The organism is Actinomyces dentalis DSM 19115 (assembly GCF_000429225.1).
Taxonomy (GTDB): Bacteria; Actinomycetota; Actinomycetes; order Actinomycetales; family Actinomycetaceae; genus Actinomyces; species Actinomyces dentalis.
Genome location: NZ_AUBL01000043.1, coordinates 1 through 14,666 on the forward strand (window position 1 = coordinate 1; position 14,666 = coordinate 14,666).

General features: G+C 71.7%; 14 protein-coding genes. 4 read left to right on the forward strand and 10 right to left on the reverse strand.

Annotated elements, in window-relative coordinates; all coding sequences use genetic code 11:
- Positions 1-322 (forward strand): IS256 family transposase (locus G446_RS17320; RefSeq protein WP_034470065.1); only part of this gene is annotated, 322 nt, incomplete at its 5' end.
- A gap of 704 nt (positions 323-1,026) precedes the next feature.
- On the opposite strand, the gene G446_RS0110205 is transcribed toward G446_RS17320, so the two are convergent.
- Positions 1,027-1,851 carry a rhomboid family intramembrane serine protease gene (locus tag G446_RS0110205; RefSeq protein WP_026410068.1) on the reverse strand — a complete coding sequence of 275 codons (825 nt, stop codon included), beginning with the start codon at positions 1,849-1,851 and terminating at the stop codon, positions 1,027-1,029.
- A 94-nt stretch (positions 1,852-1,945) separates the two neighbouring features.
- Entirely contained in the window at positions 1,946-2,467 is a 522-nt protein-coding gene (locus G446_RS0110215) for a peptidylprolyl isomerase (protein WP_026410069.1), read from the reverse strand.
- 171 nt (positions 2,468-2,638) lie between these two features.
- Between G446_RS0110215 and G446_RS0110220 the strand changes: the two genes are divergently transcribed.
- A complete protein-coding gene (locus G446_RS0110220) occupies positions 2,639-3,175 on the forward strand; it encodes a hypothetical protein (protein ID WP_026410070.1) in 537 nt (178 codons plus the stop codon).
- A gap of 128 nt (positions 3,176-3,303) precedes the next feature.
- On the opposite strand, the gene G446_RS20635 is transcribed toward G446_RS0110220, so the two are convergent.
- Positions 3,304-3,831 (reverse strand): cell division protein CrgA, encoded by a 528-nt coding sequence (locus tag G446_RS20635; RefSeq protein ID WP_245574667.1) that lies wholly within the window; start codon positions 3,829-3,831, stop codon positions 3,304-3,306.
- Between the two features lie 200 nt (positions 3,832-4,031).
- Between G446_RS20635 and G446_RS0110235 the strand changes: the two genes are divergently transcribed.
- Positions 4,032-4,790, forward strand: a complete 759-nt coding sequence (locus tag G446_RS0110235; RefSeq protein ID WP_026410072.1) for a class E sortase — start codon at positions 4,032-4,034, stop codon at positions 4,788-4,790.
- Positions 4,790-4,945 (forward strand): hypothetical protein, encoded by a 156-nt coding sequence (locus tag G446_RS20355; RefSeq protein ID WP_026410073.1) that lies wholly within the window; start codon positions 4,790-4,792, stop codon positions 4,943-4,945. The genes G446_RS0110235 and G446_RS20355 overlap by 1 nt, the downstream gene beginning before the upstream one ends.
- 513 nt (positions 4,946-5,458) lie before the next feature.
- On the opposite strand, the gene pknB is transcribed toward G446_RS20355, so the two are convergent.
- The 7 genes from pknB to G446_RS0110275 are packed head-to-tail and all read right to left on the reverse strand — an operon-like array spanning position 5,459 to position 14,563.
- The gene (gene pknB / locus G446_RS17330; RefSeq protein ID WP_034470068.1) at positions 5,459-7,330 is read right to left on the reverse strand and encodes a Stk1 family PASTA domain-containing Ser/Thr kinase; all 1,872 of its coding nucleotides are present in this window, start codon (positions 7,328-7,330) and stop codon (positions 5,459-5,461) included.
- Positions 7,327-8,640 (reverse strand): serine/threonine-protein kinase, encoded by a 1,314-nt coding sequence (locus tag G446_RS0110250; RefSeq protein ID WP_026410074.1) that lies wholly within the window; start codon positions 8,638-8,640, stop codon positions 7,327-7,329. Before G446_RS0110250 ends, pknB begins: the two co-directional genes overlap by 4 nt.
- Entirely contained in the window at positions 8,637-10,130 is a 1,494-nt protein-coding gene (locus G446_RS0110255) for a peptidoglycan D,D-transpeptidase FtsI family protein (RefSeq protein ID WP_026410075.1), read from the reverse strand. Before G446_RS0110255 ends, G446_RS0110250 begins: the two co-directional genes overlap by 4 nt.
- Entirely contained in the window at positions 10,127-11,995 is a 1,869-nt protein-coding gene (locus G446_RS17335; RefSeq protein ID WP_156916614.1) for an FtsW/RodA/SpoVE family cell cycle protein, read from the reverse strand. Before G446_RS17335 ends, G446_RS0110255 begins: the two co-directional genes overlap by 4 nt.
- Positions 11,996-12,003: 8 nt before the next feature.
- Complete coding sequence (locus tag G446_RS0110265; RefSeq protein ID WP_026410076.1) at positions 12,004-13,395, reverse strand: PP2C family protein-serine/threonine phosphatase; 1,392 nt, start codon at positions 13,393-13,395, stop codon at positions 12,004-12,006.
- On the reverse strand, positions 13,392-13,862 hold the full coding sequence (locus tag G446_RS0110270) for an FHA domain-containing protein FhaB/FipA (protein ID WP_026410077.1): 471 nt from the start codon (positions 13,860-13,862) through the stop codon (positions 13,392-13,394). The genes G446_RS0110265 and G446_RS0110270 overlap by 4 nt, the downstream gene beginning before the upstream one ends.
- Positions 13,859-14,563, reverse strand: coding sequence for an FHA domain-containing protein (locus G446_RS0110275; RefSeq protein ID WP_026410078.1), 705 nt, complete (start codon positions 14,561-14,563; stop codon positions 13,859-13,861). Before G446_RS0110275 ends, G446_RS0110270 begins: the two co-directional genes overlap by 4 nt.
- Positions 14,564-14,666 lie beyond the last annotated feature (103 nt).

The window sequence follows — 14,666 nt, forward strand, 5'->3', positions numbered from 1 at the left end:
CGCCCAGATGTTGAAGGACGCCGAGCCGGACCTGACCGCGTTCGCCGCCTTCCCCCGCGAGCACTGGACCAAGATCTGGTCCAACAACCCCATCGAGCGCCTCAACCGCGAGATCAAGCGCCGAGCAGACGTCGTCCAGGTGTTCCCCGACAGCGAGTCCGTCACCCGCCTGATCGGATCCGTCCTGTTGGAGCAGCACGAGGAGTGGCAGTACGGCGAACGCCGCTACCTGTCCCAGACCTCACTGCGACACCTGACCGACATGCTCCAGGCCGACAACAGCGCCAGCGACCGCGCCGCCCTGCCCGCCATCACCACCTGACCGGAAGAACACCACACCAAGGGACTTGACCGAACAGCATGCAGTCGCAGACTGTAAATTATGTGAGGTGAGCCACTGTTCGGTGCGTCGTCGGAACGCGTAAGCCACAGGCCTGGGACCCCGCTATGCACAGCGGTGGATCCAGGGGTCCTCCGGGGCGGTGGATAGTGGGGACGGGCTCGAGGCGTCTCGAGTGCCGAGACGGCGCGGTTGTCCCCAGTTGTGGACAGTGCTGTGGATAAAGTTATCCACAGTTCTCCACACCTGTGTCCACAGGTGTGGACGAATCACATCGGTGTGCTTCCCCAGTTTCCACAGGGGACGATGAGCCTGTGGAAAACTGTTCGAAGGGGCGGGCCGGCTCTCCCCAAGTTATCCACAGCCCGTTATCCACAGGCGCTTGCAGGCTCTCGGCCGGTTGTGCACAGCGCCCGTGCCTGCAGCATCGGGTCGCCCTGGGCGGCGACGCTCCCCGCCGCGGCCGGGGGGACGGGCGCCACCCCGTTCGGCGGACGGTCCGGCTGAGAGGGCGGCGCGACAGCCGGGTGTGGAGCGCGGCGGCGCTCGTGGGGGGCGGGTGCGAGGACGAACGGCGAAGAGGCGCCGGGAACGATGAGACGGCGGATGGGGGCGCGTGCCGGCGGACGAGGATGCGCCGGCGGACCGCACGGGCCCGCCGGCGCCCTCGCCGGCCACGCGCCCCTCTAGACCAGCATCGCCCGCAGGGCCACGAGGGCGACCAGGAGCGCGCCCACGATCACGCAGCCCCCCACCGCGTAGACGCCGCGCCGGTCCCGCGGCGCCCAGGCGAAGACGGCGGACACGGCCGCGCCGGTCAGCAGGCCGCCCAGGTGCCCCTGCCAGGAGATCCCGGACCCGAGGACGGAGATGACGAGGTTGATCGCCAGCAGCCCCACGATCGCCGAGGTGTCCCGGCCGAAGCGCCGCTGAATGACGAACAGCGCCGCGAAGAGTCCGAACACCGCCCCCGACGCGCCCACGGTCAGGGTGAACCAGGACGACGAGGCGGGCGAGGACAGCAGGAAGATGGCGGTCGACCCGCCCACGGCGGACAGGCCGTACAGGGCCGTGAAGCGCCACCGGCCCAGAACGGGCTCCAGCACGCTGCCGCACACCCACAGGGCCCACATGTTGAAGGCCAGGTGCACGGGGGAGGCGTGGAGGAAGGCGGTGGTGACGAAGCGCCACGGCTCGTCCAGGGCCAGCGCCGGGAAGAAGGCGAAGCGGCTCGTGACCAGGGGCATGACGAGCTGAATCAGGCCGACTGCCGCGCAGGCCGCGATGAGCGCCTTCGTCACCATCGCGTTGGCGGAGGGGCGGCCGCCCAGGATCGTGCGCGGGCCGCGCCGTCGGCCCTGCGCCTGCCGGGCGCAGTCCACGCAGTGCACCCCCACGGGGCTGGGGACCTGGCACTCCGGGCACACCGGGCGGTCGCAGCGCTGGCAGCGCACGTAGGCCACCCGGCCGGGGTGGCGCGGGCAGACGGGGGCGGGGGGATCCTGTGTCATGAGCATCTCCTGAGTGCGACGACGCCGTCGAACACGGTGGTCCGACGGCGTCGCGCAGAGGATGCGGGCCCGTCGGGTCCGCGGCGGGCGGCGGTCATTCGGTCAGCGTGACCGAGGTGATAATGATGTCCTCGAGCGGGCGGTCTCCCGGGTCGGTGGCGACGGCGGAAATCGCGTCGACGACCCTGCGCGAGTCCTCGTCGGCGACGGCGCCGAAAATGGTGTGCCTGCCCTGCAGCCACTCCGTGGGCGCGGTGGTGATGAAGAACTGCGATCCGTTAGTGCCCTTGCCCAGACGGCGTCCGGCGTTGGCCATGGCCAGAACGTAGGGGGCCGCGAAGGACAGGGAGGCGTTGATCTCGTCGTCGAAGACGTATCCGGGGCCTCCGGTGCCGGTTCCCAGCGGATCCCCGCCCTGAATCATGAAACCGGGGATGACCCGGTGGAAGATGACCCCGTTGTACAGGGGGGCGTTGGACCGCTCGCCGGTGCGAGGATCGGTCCAGGTCTTCTCCCCCGTCGCCAGTCCGACGAAGTTCGAGACGGTTTCAGGGGCCTGTTCGGGATACAGGTCGCAGCGGATGTCACCGAGGTTGGTGTGCAGAGTCGCTTCCATGGGCGCCATCGTCGCACGTCGTTCGCACCGGCAGGTCCGCGGTCCGAGCATGCGCGCCGGTGTTCACCCCAGGCAAAACGCGCCGGTCAACCGTGCGCACCGGGGGCCGGATAGTGCGACCATAGGCTCCAGTCCGTTACCGACCGTCGTCTTCCGGGTAGGAGCAATGTCATGGCCCTGTGCAAGACCATCGAGAAGAAGAACATCGACACCAACCAGATCCGTGCAGAGGCCAGCGCGCTCGCCGCGAACCTCGCCGGGCAGGCCGGGCGCGCCGCGGAGTGGGTGGGCCCGCGAGTGACCAAGGCCGCCGGGGGCGTGGCCCGCGCCGCCAAGGAGGCGCAGGAGCGCCTGGAGCCCGCCTACGAGGAGGCCCGCACCCGCGTCGTCGAGGACTACATCCCGCGCGCCCAGCGCGCCGCCGCGGCCGCCCAGGCCGCCGCCCAGTCGCCCGGCACAGTCGGCGAGCGGGCCCAGCGCGCCGCCGTCGCCGCTCGCGAGGCCGTCCTCGCCCCGCCCCCCGCCCCCCGCAAGTCGCACCGCGTCCTCAAGACCTTCGGCTGGATCGCCCTGGCCGGCGGCGCCGCCGCGGCCGCCTACATCATCTGGCGCCGCAGCCAGCCCGTCGAGGACCCCTGGGCCGAGGAGTACTGGGCGGACTCCGCCGAGGAGGAGGACGACGACACCGGGGCCGTCGCCGAGGCCTGAGCCCGCCGCTGCGCCGTCGTCGGCCGGCTGGGTGGTCGGGCGCGATCACCCGGCCGGGGCCGGCCCGTCGCGGGCCGGCCCCGGCCGGGCGACGACGGTCGGGGCGGGGCCGGTCGGGGCGGGGCGGCTCACTTCCAGCGCAGCAGGCCCAGGAAGCCGAGCATCATAATGAGGAATCCCACATAGAGGTTGCCGTTGATCCGCCAGTCCGCGGCGCGGTAGTGCTGCGTGAAGTAGGGCAGCGGGAACTGGCCCTTGGACAGGTAGGTCACCACGACCCACAGCAGGCCGATGATCATGAGGGTGACCATGGCAGGCGCGTACCAGCGCGGGGAGCCCAGCGACTTGACCTTGACGGGAACCCGGGAGACGCGGTTGGCGGCGGCGCGCGAGGAGCGCATGCGCTCGCGCTCGGCCGCCACCTTGGCGGGGTTGCCCGAGCGCAGCGGGTTCTTGCGGCGCCTGATCCTCTTGGTGAAGAGCCCGTTCCTCTTCTTCGGCGCGTCGGCCTCCTTGTCGCTCTTCCCCTGGTCCGGCTCGTCCGCCTCCTCCGGACTCTCAGGGGCCTCCGGCTCCTCGACGACGTCGGCCGCCTCCTCGGCGTCCTCCGCCCGTTCCGGCGACATTGAGCTCTTCGACTCTTCCGACACGGCCACGTGACCCTCCTCGCTGACGGGGCGGCCGGGATCTGGCCGCGTTCTCATGCACATCCGCCCTACAGCCTAGGCCATGGGCGCGCTGCTCCCGTCAGGGGCCGGGCGGGGAACGCCTGTGACGAGCGCTTCGTTCCCGGGGCGCCTCGTCCTCCACACCGCCTTCTACACTGGCTGCCGGAATACTCGACACAGGAGACTCGATGCCACGCCACCGCCGCGCCAGGCCACCCCGCGGGCGCCGAATCGTAGACTCGATCATCCACGGTGTCGGCGAGCTCCTCATCACGGGCGGCCTCGTCGTCGCCCTGTTCCTCGTGTGGCAGCTGTGGTGGACCGGCATAGACGCCCAGAAGAAGGCCCAGGTCCACAGCGCGGCCTTCGAGCAGACCCAGGTCGAGTCCCCCCGCGTCGAGGGCACCCGGCACACCGAGGACCCCCCGCCCGTGGACGCCGTCGGCTACGGGGGGACCATCGGCATGCTCGTCGTCCCCCGGTGGTACGGGGTGACGAATAACAATATGCCGATCCTGGAGGGAACCGGCCCCGACGTCCTCGATCAGGCCGCGGCCGGCCACTACCCCGATACCCAGCAGCTCGCCGAGGTCGGCAACTTCGCCATTGCGGGCCACCGACGCACCAACGGCAATTCCTTCCGCCGCATCGACCTGCTCCAGGAGGGCGACGAGATCATCGTCGTGACGAAGGACATCTGGTACGTCTACACCGTGACCGGGCACGAGATCGTCGACCCCTCCGACGTCGAGGTCATCGCCCCCGTGCCGGACGACCCCACGAGCGCCCCGACGCAGCGCATGATCACCCTCACCACCTGCAACGGCAGCACGACCGGCGAGTGGGGCAACGACCAGCGCTGGATCGTTCACGGGACCCTGTCCTACTGGATGCCGCGCTCCGAGGGCCGCCCCAGCTCGATCGTCAACGACCCGGAGGTCAACTGATGTACGAATTCATCTGGAGGCACCTGCCCGGCCCCACGTGGTTCAGGGTGATCGAGGCCCTGGCGCTGACGGTGCTCGTCGTGCTCGGGCTCTTCGAGTTCGTCTTCCCCTGGGCCAATGCGACCTTCCACCTGTCGGGCGAGGCCACCGTCTGAAGACAGACGACTCGCCCGGGACCGTCGCGGGCGCCGCGAGAAGGCGCCGGAAGCCGGTGCTGACCGTCGTGCCGGGGGCTCGAAGGTTATTCAGCGGGCTCATGGCGGCGTTCTCCTTGGACCACTTTTTCGCTGGACCACGGTGGTCCGACCGTCGTTCCCGAGGGCGAGGCGTGCATCTCGAGGTCCGGGGCGCGGCGGCGCCGGGCGCCGCGGTCCGCGAGATCGTCGGGTAACCGCCGAGCACGTCACTTAACCCGCGAGCACGTCTGCCAGAGTGACGTGCTCGCGGGTTAAGTGACGTGCTCGCGAGCCGGCCGCGTCACGATATGCGAGACGCCGTCCCACCATGCAAGACGACCAGCAGGGGCGGAGCGGGGTTGGGCGGGGAGCCGTCCCGACGACCGGACCGTCACCACGACCTTCACGCTCCACGTCTTCAAAACCGCCCCTGAATAACCTTCCTCGCACCGGCAGACCGGCGCGAGCCCCCGGCACGCCCGGGATGACGGGCTAGTCACTCCTGGTCGGCGACTCGGATGGTGTTTTTCCCGGCGGCTCCGCTGGTTTCGGCGGTGCCCCCGTGGCCGAGGCCGTGGGCTGCGCCTTGAGGGTGTAGTGGGTGACGGTGATATTGACGGCGCTGCCGATCTCCAGGCTCGTGCCCTCGGCCGGGTTGACGGCGGTGACGACGTACTTGCCGTCCAGCGTCGAGTCGGTGGTGGTCGCCTCCACGGTGGAGGAGTTGTAGGTCAGACCCGCCGCCTTGATCGCCTCCTGGGCCTCCTGGGACTCCAGGTTCGTGATCTGGGGGACGGTCGTCCTGCCCGAGGAGATGACCACCGAGACGGTTTCGCCGCGCCCCACGGAGGCGCCCGCGCCCGGGTCGGTGCGGATGATCCGACCCGCCGACGTGGAGGCCGAGTCCTCGGTGAGCACATCGCCCCAGACCAGGCCGGCGCCCTCAATGCTCGAGCGCGCCTCGGATTGCGACAGGCCGGTCACGTCGGGAACCTCGACCATGGCCGAGCCGGATGAGAAGTGGACGGTGACCTCTCCCCCCAGGAGCACGGAGGCGCCCGCGCCCGGGTCGGAGGAGACGGCTTTGCCCGCATCCACGGTGTCCGAGGCGACGTCGTCGCCCTTGACGAATTTCAGGCCGGCGCCCTCGATCGCGCTGCGCGCGTCCGATTCGCTCATGCCCGCGACGTTCGGGACCGGGGCCGCCGTCACGGTCGCCGACGGCGTCGGGGCCGGGCGGCCGGCCGTGGCGTTCTTGATGAGCATGCCGATGCCGGCGCCCGCCGCGATCAGCACGAGGATGAGGAGCACCCACACCCCCCAGCGGCGGGAGGAGCCGCGACTGCCCTCCGACTCCGCGGCGGCCGGCGGCGTGCGGGTCCGGCGCGCCATCGGCGGGGCGGGGGGCGCCGGCGGGGCGGGCGCGGGCGCCGGGGACGGGGAGCCGGCGGCCATCGCCGGCGCGGGCGCCGACCAGGACTCCGCCGAGGGGGCGCTCACGCTCAGTCCGCGCGCCGCCGCCAGGAGGTCGGCGCGCATGTGGGAGGCGTCCTGGTAGCGGTCGTCGCGGTTCTTGGCCAGGGCCTTGAGCACGACCCGGTCGAGGGACTCGGGCACGTCGGCGGCCACGGCCGACGGCGGCCGCGGGATCTCGCGCACGTGCTGGTAGGCGATGGCCACCGCGGAGTCGCCCGTGAAGGGCGGTTTGCCGGTGAGCAGTTCGTAGAGCAGGCAGCCGGTCGAGTACAGGTCGCTGCGGGCGTCGACGACCTCGCCGCGGGCCTGCTCGGGCGACAGGTACTGGGCGGTGCCCACCACGGCGTGGGTCTGGGTGACGGTCGCCGCGGAGTCCTCCACGGCGCGGGCGATGCCGAAGTCCATCACCTTCACCGCGCCCGTCGAGGTCAGCATGATGTTGCCGGGCTTGATGTCCCGGTGGATGATGCCGGCGCGGTGGGAGTACTCCAGCGCGTCCAGGACGCCGGTGACGATCTCCACGGCCTCGGGGATGGGCACGGCCTCGCCCTCGCCGAGGAACTCGCGGACCGTGTGCCCCTCGACGTACTCCATGACGATGTAGGGCACCGAGCGGACGGCGCCGTTGGGGGTGGTGACCTGCTCCTCGCCCGAGTCGTAGACGGAGACGATGGAAGGGTGGTTGAGGGCGGCGGCGGACTGCGCCTCCCGGCGGAAGCGCGCCTGGAAGGTGGGGTCGCCCGCAATATCGGAGCGCAGCAGTTTAATGGCGATAATTCGCGAGAGACGCCTGTCATAGCCGAGGTGGACCTCGGCCATGCCTCCGCGGCCGATCATCTCGCGGATCTCGTAACGGCCCGCGAGGATCTTGGGGAACTGGCCGGTCACAGTGCCTCCTTCGATGAGGTGGGGGACACGAGGTCGTCATGTCCTGAAACCGGTTGCGCATGAGCAAGAGTACTCAGGGTGACGACGAGGACGATGGCGAGGGCCACGACGGCGACGACGGCGATGATGACGATCGGCGGGCGCCGCGGGCGGGACGTCCGGTCCGCGGACCGGCCCGGCGAGTCGCGATCGGCCTGGCGGCCCCGGCGCGCGGCGTCGCCGGGCCCGCCCGACGGCTCCGCGGCGCGCCGGCCGGCCGGGCGCGGGTCCGCCCCCCGCGGTTCGTCCTCCCACCGGGCCGGGGCCGACGGGGCGGGGCGGGGGCGCCGGGACGGGGCCTCCCCGCCGGAGCTCGCAGACCGCGCCGCGGCGGGGGCGCCGGGGCGGGCCTGGGCGCCGGCGCCCAGGGCGGGGGTCGAGCTCCGGCCGGCCGGGCCCTGGCCGGCCGAGCTCCACAGCGGGGCCTCGGACGGGTCCCAGGAGTCCTTGGGCAGATTGATGACAATGCGATCGAGGCGGCGGGCCAGCTCGCGGGCGGAGGCGGGGCGGTCGGCGGGGGACTTGCTCAGCAGCTCCATAATGACGTCGCGGACCTCCCTCGGCACGTTCCCGGGGATCGGGGGGACCTCCTGGTTGACGTGGGCGAAGGCGATCTCCACCTGGGTGGAGCCGGTGAAGGGGCGGTGCCCGACGAGCGCCTCGTAGCCGATGATGCCCAGGGCGTACAGGTCGCCCGAGGGCGTGGCCATATTGCCCATGGCCTGCTCCGGGGCCAGGTACTGGGCGGTTCCCATGACCATGCCGGTGGCGGTCATGGGCCGCTGGTGCACGGCCGTGGAGATGCCGAAGTCCGTCAGCTTGGCCAGGCCCTCGCGGTTGATGAGGATATTGGAGGGCTTGACGTCGCGGTGGATGACGCCGGAGTCGTGGACCACCTGCAGGGCGCGCGCCACCTGCGCCATGATCGTGAGGATCTCCACGGGGCGCATGGTGCCCCGCTCCTCCAGGATGTCGGACAGTGGGCGCCCCTGGACCAGCTCCATAATGATCCAGCCCGAGCCGTCCCGCTCCCCGGCGTCGAGCACGACGGCCAGGTTGGGGTGGCGCAGGCCGCGGGAATTGGCGGCCTCGGCCCGCAGGCGCGCCAGGAAGATCTCGTCGCCCGTCAGCTCGGGGCGCAGGATCTTGGCGGCCACGGCCCGCCCCGAGCGCAGGTCGGTGGCGCGCCACACCTCGCCCATCCCCCCGATGGCGATGCGCTCGACGAGCTCGTAGCGCCCCTGGATCTCCAGGCCGATCTCGGGTTTCACTGGTCCACCGCCGCGTCGATGACGGAGGCCGCGATCGGGCCGGCCACGGAGCCGCCGGTGCCCGTCGTCGGGATCTGCTCCCCGCCGTCGAGCACGACGGCGACGGCGATGGTGGGGTTGTTGATGTCGGTGCCGGCGAAGCCGATGAACCAGGTGATGGGGCCGCCGTCGTCGGAGCCGGTCTGGGCGGTGCCCGTCTTGCCGGCCACCGAGACGCCGGCGACCTGGGCGGAGGTGCCGGTGCCGCTGCTGACCGCCTGCTGCATGAGCCCGGTGAGGGTGGCGGCGGTCTGGGAGTCGATGGGGGTGCGGGCCACCGTCGGCTTGGTCGTGGAGACGACCTGGAGGTCGGCGTCGAGGGTCTGGGAGATGATGTACGGGGCCATCTGCTCGCCGTCGTTGGCGACCGTGGCCGCCACCATCGCCATCATGAGCGGGGTGACGCGCACCGACTGCTGGCCGATGCCCGCCATGGCCGTCTGGGCGGGCCCGTCATTGGCCGGGTAGACGGAGTGGGACACCGGCAGCGGGACCGACAGGTCGGAGCCGAAGCCCCACCGGGACGCCTCGTCGGCCAGCGCGTCGTCGCCCACGTCCATGGCCAGCTGGGCGAAGGGCGTGTTGCACGACTCGGCGAAGGCGTAGGCCAGCGTCACCCTGCCGTTGCCGCAGGACTCCGACGCGTAGTTGGACAGGGCGTGGTTCGTGCCCGGCAGGGTCAGCGTGTCCGGGGCGTCCACCTCGGAGTCGGCGTTGATCTTCCCCGTGCGCAGACCGGCGGCGACCGTGAGGATCTTGAAGGTCGAGCCCGGCGGGTAGAGGTTGCCCCCGATGGCGCGGTTGTCCAGCGGCCGGGCCTCGTCATTGCTCAGGGACTCGTAGGCCGTCTCGGCGACGCCGTCCTCGTGGGAGGCCAGCAGATTGGGGTCGTAGGAGGGCGAGGAGACCATGGCGAGGATCGCGCCCGTGGAGGGGTTGAGGGCGACGACGGAACCGCGGCGTCCGGCCAGGGCGTCCCAGGCCGCCTGCTGGACCTCCGGGTCGATCGTCAGCTCCAGGGAGCCGCCCCGCTGGGTCTGCCCGGTGATGAGGGACTTGACGCGGCTGGAGAAGAGCGAGGGATCCTCGCCGTTGAGCACCGTGTTGCCGGCCCGCTCCAGGCCCGTCATCGAGGCGTAGCTGGTTGAGAAGTAGCCGGTGATCGGGGCGTAGAGCTCGCCCTGGGGGTAGGTGCGCTGGTAGGCGTAGGCGTCGTCGGAGGAGACCGAGTCGGCGATGGCGTCGCCGCCGACGATGATCTGGCCGCGGTCCGTGCCGAACTCGGCGTAGACGGTGCGGGAATTGCGCGAGTCGGTGGTCAGCGTGCCCTGCGAGGAGGAGGCCTCCCACAGGGCCGGACGGGCCAGTCCCTGGACGCTGGTCACCGAGGTGCACAGCGTGAGGAACATGACGAGGACCAGGATCGTGACCTGGTGGATCTGGCGGTTCATGCGCGTCCACCCTCCGTGAATCGGGTCGGCGGGTTCGTGAATCGGGTCGGCGGCGCCGACGGGGCGGAGTGGGCCGACGGGGCGGGGTATTGGTCCGGCGCGGCGGGGTGCTGGTCCAGTGCGACGGTCGGCTGGTTCGGCGCGGCAGAGTATTGGCCCGGTGATGCCGGCGGCGGCGCGGGGCGCTGATCCGGCGGGACGGCCGGCGCGGAGTACTGGTCAGGCGCGGCGGGGTATTGATCCGGCGGCGGCGCGGCGTGCCGATCCGGCGGGACGGCCGGCGCGGAGTACTGCTCCGGCGGCGCCGGGTGCTGGTCAGGCACGGCGGAGTATTGGCCCGGTGATGCCGGCGGCGGCGCCATCGGCCGGTCCGGCGCGGCGTGCTGGTCCGGCGGAGCGGGGGACTGGGTGGCCGCGTCGTCCGGCGTGTCGGCGTTGAGCACGGCCCTGCGGATGGACGTGGGCAGCTCGGCGGTGTCGATAATGCGCGGCGCGGCGGTCACCGGCCGGCGGGCGGCGTCGGACAACCGCACGAGCAGCGCCAGAATGATCCAGTTGGCCACGAGCGAGGACCCGCCGTAGGCGAGGAAGGGCGTGGTCAGACCGGTCAGCGGGATGAGGCGCGTGACACCGCCCACGACGACGAAGACCTGCAGGGCGATGGCGAAGGACAGGCTCACGGCCAGCAGCTTGCCGAAGCCGTCGCGCAGGTGCGCCGCCGTGCGCAGGCCGCGCTCAATGAGGATGAGGTAGAGCATGAGCAGCGCCAGCATCCCCATCAGCCCCAGCTCCTCGCCGAAGGAGGCGATGATGAAGTCGGAGTTCGCGAAGGGCACCAGGCTGGGGTACCCCTTGCCCCAGCCGGTTCCCAGCAGCCCGCCCGAGGCCATGCCGAACAGCCCCGTCACCAGCTGCTGGGAACTGCCGTACTCGGCGCCGTAGACGGCGGGATCCATGGCGTGCAGCCAGCCGCTGACGCGCTGCTGCACGTGGCTGAGGTGGGTGGCCGCGAACCAGGCCGCCGGGATGAACAGGGCCGCGCCGATGAGCAGCCAGCTGGGCCGGTCGGTGGCCACGTACAGGGTGACGACGAACAGTCCGAACAGGAGCAGCGAGCTGCCCAGGTCGCGCTGGAGGACCAGGACGACGATGCTCACGCCCCACACGACCAGCAGGGGGCCCAGGTGCCGGGCCCGGGGCAGGTTGACGCCCATGACCCTGCGGCCCGCCAGCGCGAGGTTATCGCGGTTGGCCACGAGGAAGGAGGCGAAGAAGACCGCCAGGAACACCTTGGTCATCTCCGCCGGCTGGAAGGACATGGGGCCCAGGCGGATCCAGATCCGGGCGCCGTTGATGCTCTGGCCCAGGCCGGGCACGAAGGGCAGGATGAGGAAGGCCAGCCCCCCCCACATGGCCCAGCGGTCCCAGCGGCGCAGCAGGCGGTAGTCGCGCACCAGCAGCATCGCGCAGAACAGCACAATGCCCACGCCCGTCCACATCGCCTGCTTGGCGGCGTAGTTGTGCGTCCTCTCGAGGATCTTGTAGGACATGTCCAGGCGCTGGATCATGGCCAGGCCCAGGCCGTTGAGGGCCACCGCCGCCGGCAGGATCACCGGGTCCGCCCAGGGGGCGGTGCGCCGCACCCATAGATGGACGACGACGGCCGCGACCACCAGGGAGCCGGACAGCGACAGGAACTGGCCCGGCGAGGATCCGGTGCGGTTGAGGGCGGTCAGGAGGAAGCCGCTCAGGCCCAGCAGGAGGGCGACGACGAGCAGGCCCGCCTCCGCCCACCGGCCCGTATTGCGCGCGGGCGCGGCGAGGGGTATGGACGCGGGGGTCGGCGGGGAGGATATGGGGGACATGACCGGCGTCACACACCCTCCGGCAGCCGGCTCGCGCTCGGCGGCGGCGGGGCGGGACTCGGCTGCGGTTTCGTCGATTGCGGGTGCGGCGTCTGCGGCGGCGTCGGGGTGGCGGTGGCCTCGGGCGTGGATGCCTGGGCGCTGACGGTGTCCTCGATGTATGTGCGGGCGTCGGCCAGGGAGATCCGGGGGACCGTCTCCTCCAGGCGCTTGCGCATGCGCTCGTCGAGCTCGTCGAGGGCGGGCTCGTCGTAGGTCTCGACGACGTGGCTGAGCGAGATCGGTCCCAGGGTCTGGGGGATGCCCTGGTAGATCGCGACCTTCCCGTCGCTGATGGAGACGTAGTACTGGGACTGCGTCCAGTTGTAGACGAGGATGAGGGTGCCGGCGACGGCGATGAGCAGCAGGACCGTGCCCAGTATGGAGCGCCGGCGTCGGCGGCGGCGGCGCTCCTCGGCGTCGGCCAGGGCCTCGGCCGCCCCGGGCGCGGCGGGTGAGGAGGCCCCCTCCGCGGCGTCCGCGTCGTCCTCCAGGCCCGCCACGAGGGCGGCGGCCTTGGCCGCGGGCGTGGCGGGCGAGCCCTCCCCGGGGCTCGCCGCCGACGCGACGGCGGGCAGGGTGCGGTGGATGGCGGCGGAGCCGACGATCTGGGGGTCGCGCTGGGGGGTCGGGTCGTCCTCGACGACGTCGAAGACGACGGCGGTGATGTTGTCGGGGCCGCCCGCGCGCTCGGCCAGGTCGATGAGCTGCTCGGCGGCCAGCTCGGGGTCGTCCACCCCGGCGAGGACCTCCCCGATGGTGGCCGCCGAGACCGGGCCGCTCAGCCCGTCGGAGCACAGCAGCCAGCGGTCGCCGGGGACGGCCTCGCGGATGGACTCGTCGAGCTGGACCTCGCCGTCGGCGTCGCCCAGGACCCGCAGCAGCACCGAGCGCTGCGGGTGCTGACGGGCCTGCTCGCGGGTGAGGCGGCCGGTCTCGACGAGGTACTCCACGAAGGTGTGGTCGGTGGTGACCTGGGTGAGCTCGCCGTCGCGCAGGAGGTAGGCGCGCGAGTCGCCGACGTGGACCATGGCGAGCTTGTTGCCCGACCGCATAATGGCGATGCAGGTGGTGCCCAGGCCCGCCAGCTCGGGGCTGGCGGAGGAGCGGGCGACCAGGTCGGCGTGGGCGGCCTGCACGGCGTCGCGCAGCAGGCCGAGCAGATCCCCGGCCTGGTGGGAGTCGGCGTCGAGCGGCACGAGGTGGTCGACGGCGACGGCGGAGGCGATGTCGCCGCCGGCGGGCCCGCCCATGCCGTCGCACAGGACCATCAGGTGCGGCCCGGCGTAGCCGGAGTCCTGATTCGAGGACCGCACGAGCCCGACCGAGCTGCGTGCGGCGTAGCGGAGGGAGGTTGTCATGGGCGCAGCTCCAGCGTCGTCTGGCCGATCCTGACCGGGACTCCCATGGGGAGCTCCACGGTTCCGTGGACGGGGTGACCCGCCAGCGTCGTGCCGTTGGTTGAACCAAGGTCCTCCAGCCACCACGTGCCGTCCTTGGGGAATATGCGGGCGTGGCGGGAGGAGGCGTAGGAGTCCTCCAGGACCAGGGTGCAGGAGGGGGAACGGCCGATCGAGATGGAGGTCGGCGATAGGGGAACCGTGGAGCCGGCGAGGGGCCCCTCGGTGATGATGAGGCGGGAGGCGCCTCGTCGGTGCGACTGCGCCCGGGCCGGCGCGGGCGCGGAGGGACGGGCGGGACGGCGCTGGGCGCCGGGGGTGGCCGTGTCGGCGACGTCGCGTCGCAGGGCGCGGATCGTGAGGAGGACGAAGACCCACAGCAGGACCAGGAACCCGATCCGAGCCAGGGTGAAGGCGAGCTCGCTCACCCGTTCGCCCCGACTCCCTGGGTGCCATCCCAGAACATGATGCGCGTGCGGCCCACGGTCAGGGTGTTGCCGTCCAGGAGGGTGGCGGCGTCGACCCGGTGGCCCTCGACGAAGGTGCCGTTGGTCGAGTGGAGGTCGGTCGCAATGGCGTGGCCCTGCATGAGGCGGATCTCCAGGTGGCGGCGGGAGACGCCCGAGTCGTCGACGATGATGTCCGCCTCGCTGCCGCGGCCGATGACGGTGACGGGGCCGGTGAGCAGGTAGCGCTGGCCGTCGATGTCGAGGATCGGGTGCGCCGGGGAGGCGGTGGCCGCCGCGGCCGGGGCGGCCGCGCCGCGGCGGGTGGAGGAGTCGATCTCGACCGGGGAGCCCAGGGAGTCGTCGGACACGAAGGTGACCTCGACGGGGCCGACGAAGGAGTAGCCCTGGTCGGCGGCGTGGCTCGTGGCCACCTCCTCCATCTGGCGGGCCATCTCGTCCTGACTCCAGGACACGACGCGCTGGAAGTCGGCGGGGGCCAAGTGAATGCGGAAGACGTTGGGGACCACCGAGCGGTCGCGCGCGAAGGAAGCCGCGCGCTTGTCCATGGTCTCGCGCAGCTTCGAGGCGATCTCGATGGGCTCGACGTCGTTGGAGAAACGCGACTTGGCGCGCCCGGCGACGTCCTCAACGCCCCTCCCGAACTTGTCCAGGAACCCCATGTTCCTCACCTCCCAGGATGACCGGCTCCTCCGCGGGTACGGAGCCATCGGGTCCATCGTAACCGGTGTGACCAGGAGGGTGGGGAGGAGGAGCCGATGGATC